Genomic DNA, 17906 nt, shown 5'->3' with positions numbered 1-17906 from the left:
CCGCGCAGTGGGAGACTGGGCAGGTGACCACGCCGGAGCAGCCGTACCGCAGCGGCTTCGTCGCGCTCGTCGGCCGACCGAACGCGGGCAAGACCACGCTGACCAACGCGATGGTCGGCGAGAAGGTCGGCATCGTCAGCAACCGCCCGCAGACCACCCGGCACGCCATCCGCGGGGTGGTGCACCGCCCCGCCGGGCAGCTGGTGCTGGTCGACACCCCGGGGCTGCACAAGCCCAAGAGCCTGCTGGGCCGCCGGCTGAACGACGTCGTCCGCGACACCCTCTCCGACGTCGACGTCGTGGTGTTCTGCGTGCCGGCCGACCAGCCCGTCGGCGGCGGCGACGCGTTCATCGCCCGCCAGCTGAAGGAGGTGACGGCGCCCAAGGTCGTCGTCGTCACCAAGACCGACGCGGCCGGCAAGAAGCAGGTGGCCGAGCAGCTGATGGCCGCCAGCCGGCTGGTAGAGGCCGCCGAGGTGGTGCCCGTCAGCGCCGTCGCCGGGCACCAGGTCGAGCTGCTGGAGGACCTGCTGGTCGGGCTGCTGCCCGAGGGCCCGCCGCTGTACCCGCAGGAGCAGACCACCGACGAGGACGTGGAGCGCCAGCTCGCCGAGCTCGTCCGCGAGGCGGCGCTGGAGAAGGTCTTCCAGGAGGTGCCGCACTCCCTCGCGGTGACCATCGAGGAGATGACGCGCCGCCCCGACCCCAAGCGGGAGGGTGGCGAGCTGGTCGAGGTGCACGCGCTGCTGCACTGCGAGCGCCCCAGCCAGAAGCCGATGCTGCTCGGGAAGGGCGGGTCGGTCGTCAAGGCGATCGGCAGCGAGGCCCGCGCCGGCATGGAGACCCTGCTCGGCGCCCGCGTCCACCTCGACCTGCACGTCACCGTGCTCGGCGAGTGGCAGGACGACCCGAAGAAGCTGAACCGGCTGGGCTACTGAGTGAGCACCACACCGCAGTCGCTGTACCGCGACGAGGGCGTCGTCCTGCGCACCCAGAAGCTGGGGGAGGCCGACCGGATCGTCACCGTGCTCACCCGGCGGCACGGCAAGGTGCGGGCGGTCGCCAAGGGTGTGCGCCGCACCAAGAGCAAGTTCGGCGCGCGGCTCGAGCCGTTCAGCCACGTCGACCTGCAGCTGTACACCGGCCGCACCCTCGACGTGGTCAGCCAGGCCGAGTCGATCCGCTCCTACGGGCAGGCCGTCGTCGGCGACTACCCCTGCTACACCGCCGGCACCGCCGTGCTGGAGACCGCCGACCGGCTCACCGCGGAGGAGAAGGAGCCCTCGCTGCGGATGTTCCTGCTCGTCGTGGGGGCGCTGCGGGCGCTGGCCGAGCGCAGCCACCCCGCGCCGCTGGTGCTCGACGCGTTCCTGCTGCGGGCGATGTCGGTGGCCGGCTGGGAGCCGGCGCTGGGCGCCTGCGCCCGCTGCGGGGAGGAGGGGCCGCACCGGCACTTCTCGGTGCCCGCCGGCGGCTCGGTCTGCCGGGACTGCCGCCCCACCGGCTCGGCGATGCCCAACCCGGTCACCCTGGAGCTGCTGGAGGCGCTGCTGTCCGGCGACTGGGCGCGTGCCGAGGCCAGCGAGACCGCGCAGCGGCGGGAGGGCAGCGGCCTGGTCGCGGCGCTGCTGCAGTGGCACCTGGAGCGCGGGCTGCGCTCCCTGGCCCTGGTCGACCGCTCGTGAGGCGGCAGGCCCCCCGGCGCGCGGTCAGGGCGCCCGACCCGCACCCGTCCGGCGCGCGGCCACCGGAGATCCCGGCCGACAAGGTGCCCGGCCACGTCGCGATCGTCATGGACGGCAACGGCCGCTGGGCCAAGCAGCGCGGCCTGCCCCGCACCGCCGGCCACGAGGCGGGGGAGTCCTCGCTGTTCGACTGCGTCGAGGGCGCCATCGAGCTCGGCGTGAAGGCGATCAGCGCCTACGCGTTCTCCACGGAGAACTGGCGGCGCAGCCCCGAGGAGGTCCGCTTCCTCATGGGCTTCAACCGCGACGTCATCCGCCGCCGCCGCGACGAGATGCACGAGCTCGGCGTCCGGGTCCGCTGGGCCGGCCGCCGCCCGCGGCTGTGGCGCAGCGTCGTCAAGGAGCTCGAGATCGCCGAGGAGCTCACGAAGGACAACGACGTCCTCACCCTGACCATGTGCGTCAACTACGGCGGCCGCGCCGAGATCGCCGACGCCGCCGCCGCCATCGCCCGCGACGTCGCCGCCGGCCGGCTGGACCCGGGGAAGGTCACCGAGGCCACCGTCGCCCGCTACCTCGACGAGCCGGACATGCCCGACGTCGACCTGTTCGTGCGCAGCTCGGGGGAGAACCGGACGAGCAACTTCCTGCTGTGGCAGTCGGCCTACGCCGAGTTCGTCTTCCTCGACACCCTGTGGCCGGACTTCGACCGCCGGCACCTGTGGGCCGCCTGCGAGGAGTACGCCTCCCGCCAGCGCCGCTTCGGCAGCGCGTAGTCCCTGGTCCGGCGGTGCCCGGGCCCGTCCGGAGACGGTCCGGCAGCGGTTCACCCCACCGCGACGGATCCCGTTGACAGGGGCACGGGCGTCCCCCGACAGTGGCGGCTCCCCCGAGCAAGGACGGAACCACCCCCGTGAGCGAGAGCACGATCACGCCCCAGCACGCCCAGCCGCCGTCGGCGCCACCGCAGCCCGGTGACCTCAACGACCGCCTGATCGCCACCGACGTCTGGACCGACCAGATGGTGGCCGAGGCCGGCATCCCGATCATCGACGTCCCCTTCGTCACCTTCGGTGGTGGCATCGGGTCGTTCGTGACCGTGGACTACCTCCGCATCTGCGGTGTGCCGACCGACGCGATGCGCGTGCTCACCCCGCTGAAGACCCCGTGGGAGAGCTACGAGTACCTGACGACGGTCTCGCAGATCCCCCGGAGCGAGCGGCTGCGGTCGGACTCGGCGTCCACTCCCGACAACATCTGGGGCTTCCCGAGCTACGCGCTGCGCGAGGGTCCCAAGCAGTGGTGGAACGTCTTCGTCGAGCCGATCTTCAAGCGGTACTACACGCCGAAGGCCGGGCACGCGTTCACGTCGATGGAGCGGGAGATGCACCGGATCCGCTATCCGGAGATGGTCGTCCACGGCCAGGTCCGGATGGTGCGCCGGCGGGCCGGCGGCGGGTACTTCACGATCCTCACCCCGCCGGAGGGGGCGGCCCCCACGCGGCGCATCGCCTACCGCAGCCAGTGGGTGCACGTCGCCGTCGGTTACCCGGGCCTGAAGTTCCTGCCCGACCTGCAGGAGTACCGGCAGCAGAACAACGACTTCGCGAAGGTCGTCAACGCCTACGAGCCGCACGAGCACGTCTACGAGCGGGCGCACAAGCGGCCCGTGACCGTGCTCATCCGCGGCGGCGGCATCGTCGCCTCCCGGGTGCTGCAGCGGCTCATCGACGACCGGGACCAGCGGGGCCTGCAGACGCAGATCGTGCACCTGTTCCGCACCTACGTGGACAAGGCCCACGGCCCCAGCATCTTCAAGCGCCGCCGCGGCGCCGACGGCTGGGCCTACCAGGGGTTCAACTACCCCAAGTCGGTGTGGGGCGGCCAGCTCAAGCAGCAGGTCCGCAAGAGCCACGGCGAGGAGCGGGCCCGCCTGTACAAGGAGATGGGCGGCACCAACACACCGCTGCGCGACGACTGGCTGGAGCAGCTGGACCGCGGCCGGCGCGAGGGCTGGTACCGCGTGATGATCGGCCAGTTCCAGAGCGTGCGGCCGGCCGGTGACCTCGTCGAGGTGGCCGTGAACAGCGACCAGGGCCCGCAGCTGGGCACGTTCGACTTCGTCATCGACTGCACCGGCCTGGAGGCCGACATCCGCGAGCACCGCGTGCTCGCCGACCTGCTCGACCACTCCGGCGCCGGCCGCAACCCCGTCGGCCGCCTGGACGTCGGCACGAACTTCGAGCTCCTGGGCACGCAGAACGGCGGCAAGATCTACGCCTCCGGCAGCGCCACCCTCGGCGGCCCGTTCCCCGGCGTGGACACCTTCTTCGGGCTGCAGATCGCGGCGCAGGAGATCGCCGACGACCTGATCAAGCAGGGCTTCGCGAAGAAGCTCGGCCCCGGCCGATCGACCAGCCAGTGGTGGAAGTGGGTCCGCAACAGGCAGATCTGACGCCCGCCCCCGATCGACCCCACGACACGAGAGAGACCACGTGCTCCCCACCCTCAACGGCCGCATCCAGACCCGGATCTTCCTCCTGGTCGTCGTCGGCGGCCTGTGGACCCTGATCATCACGCCGGTCCTGCCGACCGGCGTCGGCATCGGCGCCTCCTACGGCGCCACCTTCTCCGTCATCCTGGTGACGACCGTGCTCGGCGTCCTCTGGGAGCTGCTGTACCACGGGCTGCAGCAGTTCCGGTGGGAGAAGGACTGGCCCACCCTGTTCGGCTTCCTCACCGGCATCCCCGAGGGCCTGCTGGTGTGGTTCCTGTTCGCCGGCGGTGTGATCCCGTGGAGCGACGGCATCCCCGGCCCCGCGTTCGTGATCCACTTCACGACCACCTGGATCATCGTGTTCCTCGTGGCCAACGGCCCGATGCGGGTGCCGTTCGTCCACTGGCGGATCAACGGCGGGAGGCTCGTCTGATGTCCTCGCCCGTCGTCCCGCCCGTCGTCCCGCCCGCCCCCGCGGCTCCCGCCGCGGGAGTCGGCGTGCCCCCGTTCGACCAGGTCGGGGTCGCCGTCACGCCGGGGCAGGACCTCGTCGTCCGGCTGCCCGGGATCGTGCTCGTCGTCGCCGTCGAGTCCTCGGCGTCCGCGCCGGCGCCCGCCGCCAGCAGCGGCCTGGGCGGCTGGGGTGCGGCTCCGGCCGCGCCGGCCGCCGCGCCCGCGGGTGACCGCCGGGTGGGGGAGCTGGTCGCCCTGTGCCGCCGGGTCTCCGCCGCCGGACGCCGGGCCCCCGGCCGCCGCCTGCACGAGGAGCTGCGCGCGTGGCTGCCGACCGCGGACGGCATGCCGTCGTTCGCGGTGGCCAGCGCGACCGAGGAGGGCCTGGCGCTCGCCCTGCTGGGGGACGGCGTGGCCGAGGTGCCCGAGCTCGGGCTGCGGCTCACCAGCGCCCAGGGGGAGCAGCCGCTGCCCGACGGCCGGGCCTACCTGGACCGGCTGGTCGACTGGCCGCCGGCGGCGCTGCGGCTGAGCGTCGGCGCCGGCGACGGCGACATGGGCCCGCACCCGCTGGCCGACCTCGAGGCCGGCGTCGTCCCCGGGGCGGCGGCGGTGCTGTCGCCCGCCCCGGTGCCCGCCGCGCACGTGCCGCCGGCTCCGCCGGTCACCGGGGGGACCGTGCTCGCGCAGCTGCCGGCCATGCCGCTGCCGGCGCGGGTCACCACCCCGCCGGTGCCGCCGCCGGCCCCCGTGCCGGCCCCCGTGGCCGACCACGCCGGTCACGACCACGCCGGTCACGACCACGCCGGCCATGACCACGCGGGTCCCGACCACGCCGGCCACGACCACGGTGCGCCCGCGGTCGCCGAGGCCCCGGCGCCGGCCGTCGCCGCCCCGGCGGTCGAGCTCCCGGCGCCCGCCCGGTCGGTGTCGTTCCTGCAGCCGCCGGCGGCCGACGAGGTCGAGCCCCCGCGCGAGCCGCTGCCCGTCGTCACCGACGAGCAGCCGCCGGCCGCCCTCGCGCCGCAGGAGGAGGGCGACACCCGCCCCAAGGTCAAGGGGATCCTCTGCAAGAACGGGCACCTCAACGACCCTCGCGTGCTGTTCTGCGCCCAGTGCGGCATCCGCACCACGCAGCAGACCGCGGTGTTCGTCGAGGGCGTGCGCCCGCCGCTGGGCCTGCTGGTCTTCGACAACGGGGCCACCGTCAGCCTCGACGCCGACTACCTGCTCGGCCGCGAGCCGGAGACCGACGAGCGGGTCCGCGAGGGCAGCCACCGCCCGCTGCTCGTCGTCGACCAGACCGGCGGGGTCAGCCGGCACCACGCCGAGATCCGGCTGGAGGGCTGGGACGTCGTCCTGACCGACATCGGCTCGGCGAACGGCACGCTCTTCGCGCGGCGCGGCGAGCTGGCCTGGACCTCTCTCATCCCCGGCCAGCCGGTCCAGCTGACGCCGGGCATGACGGTCCGCATGGGCGGCCGGCAGTTCGCCTTCGAGTCCCCGCACGGCGGGTACTGACCGCTCCCGCACCACCTCGGCGCCCGCGTCCCCGTCCTGGGGGCGCGGGCGCCGTCGTGTTCCCCGGGGGCGGTGCGCGTCTGCCCCCGTTCCGGCGCGGGCCGGCGTCCACCCCGCGGGCGTCCTCGGGACCCTGCCGGCGGGATCGGACCGGCATCGTCGGGAGACCGGGCGCACAGTGCAGCGCCGGACGGTCCCGCGCCGGCCGGCGCAGTCCGGCAGGACCCGCCGTCGCCCGGGACGACAGCGGCGCCCGCCCCCCACCAGGGGAGCGGGCGCCGCCGGCTGGGCGCGGGCCTCAGGCCGGGGCGCTGCCCCCGATGCCCGCCAGGGTCTCGTCCATGTCCCGGTCGCTGTCGGCCGTGCCGGCGTGCACGACCAGGACGGGGGTGAGCTCGTCGGACGGGGGCACCGGGGCCCCGGCCGGCGCCACGAGCAGCGACGGCAGCGCCGGGGGCTCGTCGGTGGTGACGGTGACGCCGGCCCGGCGCAGCGAGTCGGCGACCCCCGCGGCCCGGCGCTCGGCACGCCAGCCGTCGCCCCCCTGCAGCTGCAGCGCGGTCGCCCGGCCGAGGGACGCCTGCGCGGCCAGGCGCAGCGCGGCGCGGCCGTTGGCGTCGCCGTCCTGCACCACCGAGACCGGCCCGCGCGGGCTCAACCCCGGCTCGCCCAGCTCACCGCTGACCACCACGACGGTGCCCTGCAGGGAGGCCGGCCACGGCCGGGCGTCCGTGGTGCCCTCGGGCACGCCCCAGCCACTGCGGACGAGCACCACGTCGGCGGCCGAGCTGGCGGCCAGGTCGGCGACCTCGGCCCACGGGTCGTCGCTGAACCGGGAGGCGATCGACGCCTTGAGCCCCCGGCCCTCGACCTGCCGGGCGAGGGCCCGCAGCTCCTCGCCGGCGGTCGCCATCAGCAGCAGGTCCGCGCCGAGACCGCTGGCGACCTCGGGCTTGGGCCGGCTGCGGCGCACCACGCGGGTGAGCACGATCTGCGCCGGCGCCTCGCGCCCGACGAGGTCACAGGCGAGGTCGACGAGGCCCGCGTCGCGTTGCGGGTCGTCGACGACGACCTGGACGGTGTAGGCCTCCTCGAGGCCGAGCGCGGCGCGTTCGGCGGCGGCGATGTCGCGCTCGAGGATCCGCTTCGGGTAGATCAGGTTCAGCAGCGGCGAGGTCATCACCGTGGTCACGACCGCCATGATCACCATGAGGGTGAACATCTGGTCGTCGAGCACCCCGTTCTCCCGGCCGAGGTTGAGGATGACCAGCTCGGTCAGCCCGCGGGTGTTCATCAGCACCCCGAGCGCCGTCGCCTGCCGGCGGGGGACCCGCTGCGCGCGTGCGGCGGCGAACGCGCCGAGGAACTTGCCGGAGATCGCGACCAGGAGGATCAGCGCCAGCTCGCCCAGCCCGGTCAGGTCGATCGCGCCGACGTCCACGCCCAGGCCGGTCACCACGAAGAAGACCGGCAGCAGGAGCAGCACGCTGACCTGCTCGAGGCGGTCGATGACGGCGTGGTTGAGCGCGGCAGCGCCCTGCCGCGGCATGACCACGCCGAAGACGAAGGCGCCGAAGATGAAGTGGATGCCGATCTCCTCGGTCACCCATGCGCTGCCGAGGATGCCGATCAGGACGACGGCGAGCATCTCCGGGGTCAGCCGGCCGAACCGCTCGTACCGGGTCACCAGCAGCTTCAGGAGCGGCTTGACCACGAGGAACATGACGAGCGCGAAGACGAGCGACCACAGCAGGATGCCCAGCACGCCCCCGACGCTGCCGGCCGACACCACGGCGACGACGACGGCGAGCAGGGCCCACGCCAGGACGTCGTCCACGGCGGCGCAGGCCAGCGCGAGCACCCCGGTGGGGATCTTGTGCATGTTGCGCTCGGCGAGGATCCGGGCCAGCACCGGGAACGCCGTGATCGACATGGCCACGCCCATGAAGAGCGCGAAGCCGGCGAACTCGATCGCACTCGTCACGCCGTCGTCGTCGGTGAAGACGTCGTGCCGGCTGTACAGCAGCGTCGCCAGCAGCACGCCGAGGGCGAACGGCAGCAGGATCGACGACATCGAGACGGAGACGGCGATCCGCTCCCGGCCCCGGATGAACGACAGGTCGACCTCCAGGCCGACCAGGAACATGAACAGCACCAGGCCCAGTTGCGCCAGCACCTGCAGGTACGGGCGGACGTCAGGGGGGAACAGCAGCTCGTCGAGGTTGCCGGGCAGGGCGCCGAGCAGGGTCGGGCCGAGCAGGATGCCGGCGACGATCTCGCCCATGACGGCGGGCTGCCCCACCGCGACGGCCAGCCGGCCCATGAGCCGGGCGACCACCATGATCACCGCCAGGTCGAGGAAGACGTACGCGGTGATCTCACCGACGGTGTGGTCCACAGGTGCTCCGGATGCGCGGACGGCCCCGTGCTGCCGGGACCGTGAGGGAGAGGAGAGCGGGTGCTCGGCGCGACGTCGCAGCAGGCCTGCGCCGGGCGCGGATGCTAGCCGGGGGCCGGTCCCGGTGGCGGTTTCCCGCGCGCGGTCGAGGTGACTCGTCCCACCGGGAGCGATCGCCTTCCCGCGGGGGGCGGGCGCGTGCACACTGACGCGCTGCCGCACCGGCGGCGCCCCGGCCCTGCCGGGGGCAGCACAGCTCTTGGAGGTACTTGCATGGATGCCGTCGGCCTGGCGGGCGCGGCGCCTGCCACGATCGCGGACTACCAGGTGATCCGGGTCCTCGGCGAGGGCAACAACGGCCGGTTCTACCTGGCCCGGCCGCCGGCCCGCCTCGGTCTGCCCGACGAGTACGTGGCGGTCAAGGTCTTCACCGGCAGCCACAGCGAGCAGGCCTACGAGCGCGGGGTGCGGGAGCTGCGCGCGTTCGCGCAGGTGACCTCGCCCTACCTGGTGCGGGTCTACGACGCGGTGCTGCAGGACAGCTTCCTGTACGCCATGGAGTACTGCCCGCTGGGCTCCCTGGCCGCGCCGGCCCGGCCGCTCAACCGCGGGGAGGTGCTGCGGGCGGTCGCGAACGCGGCCCACGCGCTGCACGCCCTGCACGAGGCCGGGCTCACCCACGGGGACCTCAAGCCGGCCAACATCCTCCTCACCGAGGACGGCGGCAAGCTCTCCGACCTGGGGCTGGCCCGCTTCCTCACCCCGGGCGTCACGCTGACCGGCATGGCCAGCGCGGCGTCGGTGGAGTACCTCGACCCGGCGCTGCTGCGCGGGGACCGGCCCTCCCGGGCCACCGAGGTGTTCGCCCTCGGGGCCACCCTGCACCGCGCGCTGACCGGCAACGGCCTCTACGGCGAGCTGCCCGACAGCGAGCCGCTGCTGGCGATCCGCCGGGTGATGAGCGCCGAACCGGCGCTCGCCAGCGGCCTGACGAACGAGGAGGCCGCCCTCATCAGCGACTGCCTGGCCCCGGTCGGCCAGCGGCCGGCCACCGCCGAGCAGGTGGCGCAGCGGCTCGACGCGCTCGCGGCGGCGGCGCTCGCCACCGCCTGACCCGGGTCCCCCGGGCACGACGAAGGCCCCCTCTCCTCCCGGTCGGGGAGGAGAGGGGGCCCTCGTCGTGGGTCAGGGGGTGCCGAAGTCGCTGTTGGCCTGCGACCGCCACCAGTCGTAGAGCGTGGTGAGGCCGGCCTCGCCCCCACCCTCGATCGCCACCAGGCCCTCGGCGCCGGCGTCGTCCTGGGTCCAGATCAGCAGGGCGTCGCCGTCCTTGACGTAGCAGGCCAGCCGGCCCGCCCGCTGCTGGTTGATCGTGTAGTAGCCGTAGCCCTGGGTCGACGGGCAGCTGGCACCCTCGGCCAGCGGGGGGATCCCGTTGCGCTGCACGTCGGCGAGGAACACGTCGTCGAGCGTGGACTCGTCCTCGTACAGGTAGAAGACCGAGCCGCTCGGCCCCGGCTGGCTGCTGCTGGCACCGCAGACCAGGACGGCGAGCGCGCCGTCGGTCGTCTCCTCGCCGGTCGTGCAGTCGTCGCTGACGAAGCCGCCCGGGATGATCGAGCGCAGCGTGTCCTCGTCGTCGTTCCCGTTCGCCCCACCCGGCGTCGTGGTGATCGGCGTGGTGCTCGGGGGCGTGGTGGTGACCGGGGGCGGGGTGGTGCCGCCGGCCGTCCCGCCGCCGCCCTTGTCGTCGCCCCCGGACAGCGCGATGACGAGGACGACGGCCAGCACGACGAGGACGGCGACGCCGCCGAGCACCAGCGGCAGCTTGTTGTTCTTGCGTCGGTTGCCCGACGGGGAGGCGCCGCCGCCGACGTACCCGCCGCTGGTCACCGGTCCACCGGGGCCGCCGGGTCCGACCGGGCCGCCGGGACCGGTCGGGCCGTAGCCGGTCGGGCGTCCGGGCTGCTGCTGCGGCGGGAACCCGGGCGGGCCGGGGTGGGACGGCGGGCCGTAGCCGCCGGTGGGCGGGGGCGTGGGACGGCCGGTGCCCGCGACGGGGTAGCCACCGGTGCCGGGCTGGGACGGCGGCCCGTACCCGCCGGGACCGGGGTTGGAGAAGCCGACCGTCTGCGGCCGCACAGGCAGCGGGGTCAGCGAGGTGGGCGGCGCGGCGGGGATGACGGCCTCGGCGACACCGGAGTCGCGCAGCGCGGCCCGGGCCGCGGCGGCGAGTTCACCGCACGTCGCGTAGCGCTCGTCGGGGTCCTTGGCCAGGCCGCGGCGGACGACCGCGTCGAGCTTGGCCGGCAGCCCCGGACGCACGGCGGAGGGGACGGGCGCCTCGGTGTTGAGGTGCGCGTACATGAGGGTGGCCAGCCCGTCGCCGGTGAAGGGCCGGCGGGCGGTCAGGCACTCGAAGAGGACGCACGCCAGCGCGTACACGTCGACGCGCTTGTCGATCGGCTTCTCGAGGAAGCGCTCGGGCGCCATGTAGTCGAAGGACCCGAGGGCGGCGCCGGTCTGGGTGAGCGCGGGCCCGCCGGTGTCGGACGTCGACCGGGCGATGCCGAAGTCGACGAGGTACACGAACTCGTCGTCGCCGCTGCCGGTCACCAGCACGTTGGAGGGCTTGACGTCGCGGTGGACCAGGCCGTCGGCGTGCGCGGAGTCCAGCGCGCGGGCGGTCTGGCTGACGATGGACACCGCGCGGGCGGGGTCCATCGCCCCCTCCTCGGCCAGCACGGCGGCGACGTCGCGGCCGGGGACCAGGCGCATGTCGAGGAACAGTCGGCCCTCGATCTCGCCGTAGCGGTGGATCGGCACGATGTGCGGCTCGTTGAGCCGGGCCGCGAGGTGCGCCTCGCGGCGGAACCTCTCCCGGTAGCCGCTGTCGGCGGCGAGCGCCTCCGAGAGCACCTTCAGCGCGACCACGCGGTCGTGCTCGGTGTCGTAGGCGCGGTAGACCTCGCCCATCCCGCCCCGGCCGAGCATGGCCTCGATGCGGTACGGGCCGAACTGTTCCAGTTCCACGTGCTGACGTCCCTCCTGTGCCGCTGCCCGGTCGCCCGTCGGAGCCGGTACCGGGATGCGGTCGTCGGCGGAGTGTAGGGAGCAGGGCGGACGCCGACCAGCGCCCTCGCCGCCGCGGACGCCCCAGCCTGCCCCGGCGCTCCCGCCCCGCGGGGACGCCCGCGACGGTTCGTGACGTACCTGTGACAACCGGCGCGCACGAAGCGGTAGGCGCAGCCCGCGCGCGTGGCTACCTTGCTGCTCGCTCCCGGGGCCTGCCGCCCCGGCCGACCGAGACGAGAGAAGCACCATGACTCAACCCCCAGGTCAGTACGGCGGCCAGTACGGCGCGCCCGGGCAGTACGGCCAGCCCGGCCCCGGCCAGTACGGGCAGCCCGGTCCCGGCCAGTACGGCCAGCCGGGTGGATACGGCCAGCCCGGCCCCGGGTTCGGCGGTCCGGGCTTCGGCGGCCCCGGCGGTCCCGGGTTCGGTGGCTACGGCGCCCCGCCGCCGCAGAAGAAGAGCGTCCTGCCGTGGGTGATCACCGCCGCGGTGGTGGTGCTCGCCGGCGTCGGCGTCCTGCTGTTCTTCCTGCTCCGCGACGACGACGACTCGAACACGGCCGCCAGCAGCACCACCAGCGCCGCCGTGACCTCGATGGCCGTCGAGGAGATGGGCTCGGAGATGGGGTCCGACGACCCCGTCGACCTGCCCACCGGCGCCGAGATGCCCGACACGCCGATGGACCCGCCGAGCAGCGGCGGTGACGTCACCGAGACCTACGCCGGCTCGGTGGACGTGGCGGCGCAGTGGATCGTCGCGATCGCCCAGGCCGACACCGCCACCGCGTGGGCGCTGACCGACCCGGGCCTGCAGGCCTCGGCCGCCGAGGGTGCGGCGAGCGCCGGGCTCACGCCGGAGGAGTACCTGGTCGGCTACGTGCACACCAACGTCTTCGAGGGCGAGACGCCGACCGAGGCGAACCTGGTGACCGTCGAGTACGACGCGGAGACGCAGTCCGACGTCGTCGTCGTCGAGATCACGCTCAGCGGCGGCGGCAGCGTGCAGATCGCGATGTTCGTGGGCTCCAACCTGCTGGTGCACACCTTCGGCACACTGTGACGGGCCGGGCCTGAGGCCCGCACGACGGCCGGTCCCCGCGCACGCGGGGGCCGGCCGTCGCACGTCCGGGCGGGCCCGGTCTGCGACGATGCCGCGGGGCCCGCGACGGGCCCTCCGGGGAGGGGGTGCGCGGTGTTCGCGGTGACACGGCTGCGCGTGCCGGCCGACGTCCCGGGGTTCGGCGCCGACGTCGCCACCCTGCTGGCCGCCCTGTCCGCGCGGCCGGGCTTCCGCGCCGGCCACGCCGGCGAGGCCGCCGAGGAACCGGGACTGTGGGCGCTGGTGACCGTGTGGGACGGCGTCGGCGCCTACCGGCGGGCGCTGTCCGCGGCCGAGGTGAAGATCGCCGGCGCGCCGGTCTGGGTGCACGCCGTCGACGAGCCGGGAGCGTTCCTCACCGCGCCCTGACCGGGTCCCCGGAGCCCGCGCGGCGCGCGACTACCGTGGACGGGTCAACCGCCGACCGCCAGCCGGATGGAGCCTGAGAGCCCGTGGCCGAGAGCCCGACCAAGCACGACCCCGCCCGCCTCGACAAGGTGGTCAACCTCTGCAAGCGCCGGGGGTTCGTCTTCCCCTCCGGCGAGATCTACGGCGGCACCCGCTCCGCCTGGGACTACGGGCCCCTGGGCGTCGAGCTCAAGGAGAACATCAAGAAGCAGTGGTGGCGGACCGTCGTCCAGAGCCGTGACGACATCGTCGGCCTGGACTCCTCGGTCATCCTGCCGCGCCAGACCTGGGTGGCCTCCGGCCACGTCGGCGTCTTCACCGACCCGCTGACCGAGTGCCAGAGCTGCCACAAGCGCTTCCGGGCCGACCACCTCGAAGAGGCGTTCGAGGAGAAGAAGGGCCGGGCGCCGGAGAACGGCCTGGCCGACATCTCCTGCCCCAACTGCGGCACGAAGGGCGCGTGGACCGAGCCGCGCGACTTCAACATGATGCTGAAGACCCACCTCGGCCCGGTCGAGGACGAGTCGGGGCTGCACTACCTGCGCCCGGAGACCGCGCAGGGCATCTTCGTGAACTTCGCCAACGTCATGGGCGCCGCGCGCAAGAAGCCGCCGTTCGGGATCGGTCAGATCGGCAAGTCGTTCCGCAACGAGATCACCCCGGGCAACTTCATCTTCCGCACGCGCGAGTTCGAGCAGATGGAGATGGAGTTCTTCGTCGAGCCGGGCACCGACGAGACCTGGCACCAGTACTGGATCGACGAGCGCACCCGCTGGTACACCGACCTGGGCATCTCGCCGGACAACCTGCGGCACTTCGAGCACCCGGAGGAGAAGCTGAGCCACTACTCGAAGCGCACCGTCGACATCGAGTACCGCTTCGGCTTCCAGGGCTCGGAGTGGGGTGAGCTGGAGGGCATCGCCAACCGCACGGACTTCGACCTGTCCACGCACACCCAGCACTCGGGCACGGACCTGTCCTACTTCGACCAGGCCAGCAACACCCGCTGGACGCCGTACGTCATCGAGCCGGCCGCCGGCCTCACCCGCTCGCTGATGGCGTTCCTCGTCGAGGCCTACACCGAGGACGAGGCGCCCAACGCCAAGGGCGGCGTGGACACCCGCACGGTGCTGCGGCTGGACCCGCGGCTCGCGCCGGTCAAGGCCGCCGTCCTGCCGCTGTCGCGCAACGCCGACCTGTCGCCCAAGGCCCGCGACCTGGCCGCGCAGCTGCGGCGCAACTGGAACGTCGACTTCGACGACGCCGGCGCGATCGGCCGCCGGTACCGCCGCCAGGACGAGGTCGGGACGCCGTTCTGCCTCACCGTCGACTTCGACACCCTCACCGACCACGCGGTGACCATCCGCGAGCGCGACTCGATGAGCCAGGAGCGGGTGGCCCTCGACCAGGTCGAGTCCTACCTCGCGGCGCGCCTGCCCGGCTGCTGACCCCGTCCGGGACGGCGTCCTGCCCCGGTGCGGGACGCCGTCCCGACCCGGGCGGGACCGCGCTCCTGCGCGGGGCGCGGCCGGGTCCGTGCGGCGGGGCCGTCGGGGGCGCGGGTCCGGCCCGCCTACCCTGGGGGGCGTGACCACCACCCTCGAGCCGCTGACGGCGCTGCCGCCGCTGCGACTGGGGGCGCTGACGGTCGACCCCGCCGTGGTGCTCGCGCCGATGGCCGGCATCACCAACCCCGCGTTCCGCACCCTGTGCCGTGAGTTCGGGGCCGGCCTCTACGTCTGCGAGATGATCACCACGCGGGCGCTCGTGGAGCGCAACGCCAAGACCCTGCAGATGGTGCAGGCCACCCCCGAGGAGGCGGCGGCCGGCTTCTCGGTGCAGCTGTACGGCGTCGACCCGGCGACCGTCGGCCGGGCGGTGGAGATGCTCGTCGACGAGCAGGTCGCCGGCACCCGCCCGGCGCACATCGACCTCAACTTCGGCTGCCCGGTACCCAAGGTGACCCGCAAGGGCGGCGGCTCCGCGCTGCCGTGGCGCCGACGGCTGCTGGCCGACATCGTGCGGTCGGCGGTCCGGGCGGCCCGCGACGTCCCGGTGACGATCAAGACCCGCATCGGCATCGACGCCGAGCACGTCACCTACCTCGACGCCGGCCGCATCGCCCAGGACGAGGGCGCCGCCGCGATCACGCTGCACGGCCGCACCGCCGACCAGCTCTACAGCGGCACCGCCGACTGGGCGCCGATCGCGCGCCTGGTCGAGACCGTCGGCATCCCGGTGCTGGGCAACGGCGACGTCTGGGAGGCCGACGACGCCCTGCGGCTGGTCGCCGAGACCGGCTGCGCTGGGGTCGTCATCGGCCGCGGCTGCCTGGGCCGGCCGTGGCTGTTCGGCGACCTCGCCGCGGCCTTCGCCGGCCGGTCCGAGCGCGCGCTGCCGACCCTGCGCGAGGTCGCGGCGGTCATGCAGCGGCACGCCGAGCTGCTGTCGGCCGGGCAGGGGGAGCTGCACGGCTGCACCGACTTCCGCAAGCATGTCGCCTGGTACCTCAAGGGCTTCTCGGTCGGCTCCGACGTCCGCCGGGCGCTGGCGATGGTGAGCTCGCTGGAGGAGCTGGCGGGGCTGCTCGCGCAGATCCCCGACCAGCCCTACCCGGCCGTCGTCCTCGGCGGGCCGCGCGGGCGCACCAGCCCGCCCCGGCCGGTGGCGCTGCCCGAGGGCTGGCTCGCCGACCGCGACGACCCCCGGCCCCCAGCCGGCGCCGAGCTCCTGGTCGGTGGCGGGTGAGCGCGCCCCCGGAGGGTCCCTTCCTCTACGAGGAGGGGCCCGAGCAGCTGCACACCGCCCGGCCGCGCAACCGCAACGGGCTGCTGCTGGGCATCATGCTGGCCACGATCGTGGTCGGCGTCGCGATGGTGCTGCTCCTGCCCGTGGTCAAGGGGTCACCGGACGAGCGGGCCACCGCCGCGGTCACCGTCTTCTACGCGTCCCTGGCCGACGGCGACCTCGACACCGCCACGCAGATGCTGTGCCTCGCCGAACGCGCCCGGCTCGCCGACACCGAGCCCGGCGGCGACTACCTGCTGGGCAGCGACCCGGAGGTCACCGGCTCCACCGAAGCGGAGGAGGACGGCGAGTCGGTCCGGCACGTGACCGTGGAGTGGGCCGACGGCAGCACCGCCACTGTCACGGTGGTCCCCGAGGACGGCCCGCGGGTCTGCGGCATCGACGGCTGACCGGCGGGCGGACCGCGGCGCACCGCCGTGGTCCGCGACACGCGCGCGGGGACGGCGAGCGGATCCCTTCTCAGCAGCGGCGGGGGCTGCCACCATGGCGCCGCCCGCGGGACGGACCGTGTCCCGGGGCGCCCGTGTGAGAGGAAATCCGTTGTCCGAGCCGCCGTACCCGCAGCCGCCCGCCGTGCCCGGTGGGGGTCAGCCGCCCGCCGCACCCACCCAGATCGGGTTCCCGGGCCAGGTGCAGCTGGCGCCCCAGCCGCAGTACGCCCCGACGCCCGCGCAGGCCCAGTCGCTGCAGGGTGGCCCGCTGGCCGTCGGCTTCCCGAACTACCGCTCGCCGCAGCCGTCCCCGCCGTGGATGACGGGCAAGATCGTCGGCGCGATCGTCGTCCTGGCCACCGTGGTGTTCGCGGTGGTCGGGTTCATCCTGGTCAGCGGGCGGGGCGCGAACAGCCCCGAGGGCGCCGTCGAGCAGTTCGTGCAGCAGATCTCCGAGCGGGACGCCGAGGGCGCCCTCGACCTCGTCTGCGAGGACCTGGCCCGCGGCACGTCGGAGTCCGAGATCGCCTCCGGGTTCGGGTTCCTGCCCCCCGGCGACATCACGGTCGAGGTCAACGACGTCACCGACGCCACGCAGGGTGCGCTGAGCGGCAAGAACGTCAACGCCACGATCACCGTGGGCGGCCAGTCCCAGGAGGCGAACTTCTTCGTCACCGAGGACAAGGGCTGGCGGATCTGCGGCGGGGACGGCGCGTCCATCTTCTGAGCCCCTCCGCTCCCCGCAGCGCCGCGCGACCCCTCCGGTCGCGCGGCGCTGCGTCGTCCGGGCGCCGCCCGGAAAGGGGCCCCGCGGGGGCGTGGCCGGGCCTGTCCACGGGTCAGCGGGCGGGTCCGCCGCACCGCGGGGGCCGCGTGGTACCCATGACCCGTGGGGGTGCGAGTGCGGAGCCTGGTGGCGCGGTTCGTCGGCGCCGCCGTCCTCGCCGTGCTGCTGCTGGTCGCGTCCACCGCCGTCGCCATCTGGTGGACGGCCCGGCACGACAGCCGGCCGGCGTCCGACGCGATCGTGGTGCTGGGATCTGCCCAGTACAACGGCACCCCGTCGTCGATCTTCGAGGCGCGGCTCGAGCACGCCCTGCGGCTCTACGAGGACGGCGTCGCGCCCCTGATCGTCACCGTCGGCGGCAAGGCCGACGGTGACGTGACCACCGAGGCGGAGGCCGGCCGCGAGTACCTCGCCGAGGAGGGCGGGGTGCCGCGCGACGCGCTGCTCGCCGTGCCCGAGGGCGTGGACACGCTGGAGAGCATGCGCGCGGTGGCCCGGGTGTTCGACGAGCAGGGCATGCACAGCGCGGTGCTGGTCACCGACCCGTGGCACGCCATGCGCGCGGAGCGGATGGCCGAGGACGCCGGCATCGAGGCGGAGAGCTCGCCGACCCGGCAGGGCCCGGCCGTGCAGACCCGCACCACCCAGTTCTCCTACATCCTGCGCGAGACCGCCGCCTACCTCCTGTACCGGGCGACCGGTGAGAGCGTGGCCGGGGCGCCGGGGATCGGCTGAGGAGGGCAC

General features: G+C 74.3%; 16 protein-coding genes. 14 read left to right on the top strand and 2 right to left on the bottom strand.

The annotated features are described in order from the left end of the window. Positions 1-23 precede the first annotated feature (23 nt). From era to ACI781_RS13160, 6 genes are all read left to right on the top strand, one after another. Positions 24-938, top strand: a complete 915-nt coding sequence (gene era, locus ACI781_RS13185) for a GTPase Era (RefSeq protein ID WP_456566562.1) — start codon at positions 24-26, stop codon at positions 936-938. Next, positions 939-1685 (top strand): DNA repair protein RecO, encoded by a 747-nt coding sequence (recO, locus tag ACI781_RS13180; RefSeq protein WP_456566561.1) that lies wholly within the window; start codon positions 939-941, stop codon positions 1683-1685. Then, complete coding sequence (locus ACI781_RS13175; RefSeq protein ID WP_456566560.1) at positions 1682-2461, top strand: isoprenyl transferase; 780 nt, start codon at positions 1682-1684, stop codon at positions 2459-2461. Before recO ends, ACI781_RS13175 begins: the two co-directional genes overlap by 4 nt. A gap of 137 nt (positions 2462-2598) precedes the next feature. Next, complete coding sequence (locus ACI781_RS13170; RefSeq protein WP_456566559.1) at positions 2599-4140, top strand: hypothetical protein; 1542 nt, start codon at positions 2599-2601, stop codon at positions 4138-4140. A 40-nt stretch (positions 4141-4180) separates the two neighbouring features. Further along, positions 4181-4615 (top strand): hypothetical protein, encoded by a 435-nt coding sequence (locus tag ACI781_RS13165; protein ID WP_456566558.1) that lies wholly within the window; start codon positions 4181-4183, stop codon positions 4613-4615. Then, on the top strand, positions 4615-6156 hold the full coding sequence (locus ACI781_RS13160) for an FHA domain-containing protein (RefSeq protein ID WP_456566557.1): 1542 nt from the start codon (positions 4615-4617) through the stop codon (positions 6154-6156). The genes ACI781_RS13165 and ACI781_RS13160 overlap by 1 nt, the downstream gene beginning before the upstream one ends. A 298-nt stretch (positions 6157-6454) precedes the next feature. Here the strand turns inward: ACI781_RS13160 and ACI781_RS13155 are convergent, their stop codons facing one another. Then, on the bottom strand, positions 6455-8554 hold the full coding sequence (locus ACI781_RS13155) for a cation:proton antiporter (protein ID WP_456566556.1): 2100 nt from the start codon (positions 8552-8554) through the stop codon (positions 6455-6457). 273 nt (positions 8555-8827) lie between these two features. Between ACI781_RS13155 and ACI781_RS13150 the strand changes: the two genes are divergently transcribed. Beyond that, positions 8828-9667, top strand: coding sequence for a protein kinase domain-containing protein (locus ACI781_RS13150; protein WP_456566555.1), 840 nt, complete (start codon positions 8828-8830; stop codon positions 9665-9667). A gap of 72 nt (positions 9668-9739) precedes the next feature. Here ACI781_RS13150 and ACI781_RS13145 read toward each other — a convergent pair whose 3' ends face one another. Then, positions 9740-11587 carry a serine/threonine-protein kinase gene (locus ACI781_RS13145; protein WP_456566554.1) on the bottom strand — a complete coding sequence of 616 codons (1848 nt, stop codon included), beginning with the start codon at positions 11585-11587 and terminating at the stop codon, positions 9740-9742. 289 nt (positions 11588-11876) lie between these two features. On the opposite strand from ACI781_RS13145, the gene ACI781_RS13140 reads away from it, so the two are divergent. The 7 genes from ACI781_RS13140 (at position 11877) to ACI781_RS13110 (ending at position 17897) form a co-directional block, all read left to right on the top strand. Further along, the gene (locus ACI781_RS13140; protein ID WP_456566553.1) at positions 11877-12689 is read left to right on the top strand and encodes a hypothetical protein; all 813 of its coding nucleotides are present in this window, start codon (positions 11877-11879) and stop codon (positions 12687-12689) included. Between the two features lie 141 nt (positions 12690-12830). Next, on the top strand, positions 12831-13097 hold the full coding sequence (locus tag ACI781_RS13135; RefSeq protein ID WP_456566552.1) for an antibiotic biosynthesis monooxygenase: 267 nt from the start codon (positions 12831-12833) through the stop codon (positions 13095-13097). A gap of 83 nt (positions 13098-13180) precedes the next feature. Continuing rightward, complete coding sequence (locus ACI781_RS13130; protein ID WP_456566551.1) at positions 13181-14584, top strand: glycine--tRNA ligase; 1404 nt, start codon at positions 13181-13183, stop codon at positions 14582-14584. 139 nt (positions 14585-14723) lie between these two features. Beyond that, positions 14724-15884, top strand: coding sequence for a tRNA dihydrouridine synthase DusB (gene dusB / locus ACI781_RS13125; RefSeq protein WP_456566550.1), 1161 nt, complete (start codon positions 14724-14726; stop codon positions 15882-15884). After that, positions 15881-16333: a hypothetical protein gene (locus ACI781_RS13120; RefSeq protein ID WP_456566549.1), complete on the top strand. Its 453-nt coding sequence runs from the start codon at positions 15881-15883 to the stop codon at positions 16331-16333. Before dusB ends, ACI781_RS13120 begins: the two co-directional genes overlap by 4 nt. A gap of 151 nt (positions 16334-16484) precedes the next feature. Beyond that, positions 16485-17102, top strand: a complete 618-nt coding sequence (locus ACI781_RS13115) for a hypothetical protein (RefSeq protein WP_456566548.1) — start codon at positions 16485-16487, stop codon at positions 17100-17102. 162 nt (positions 17103-17264) lie between these two features. Next, positions 17265-17897 carry a YdcF family protein gene (locus tag ACI781_RS13110; RefSeq protein WP_456566547.1) on the top strand — a complete coding sequence of 211 codons (633 nt, stop codon included), beginning with the start codon at positions 17265-17267 and terminating at the stop codon, positions 17895-17897. Positions 17898-17906: the final 9 nt, after the last annotated feature.

It is taken from the genome of Blastococcus sp. SYSU D00695, assembly GCF_054050555.1.
This window is presented reverse-complemented; position numbering and strand designations above follow the sequence as displayed.

What these genes read in the sequence shown, in the direction of transcription:
- ACI781_RS13160 (WP_456566557.1), top strand. Translation starts at nt 4,615, where the DNA reads ATGTCCTCGCCCGTCGTCCCGCCCGTCGTCCCGCCCGCCCCCGCGGCT.
- ACI781_RS13150 (WP_456566555.1), top strand. Translation starts at nt 8,828, where the DNA reads ATGGATGCCGTCGGCCTGGCGGGCGCGGCGCCTGCCACGATCGCGGAC.
- ACI781_RS13140 (WP_456566553.1), top strand. Translation starts at nt 11,877, where the DNA reads ATGACTCAACCCCCAGGTCAGTACGGCGGCCAGTACGGCGCGCCCGGG.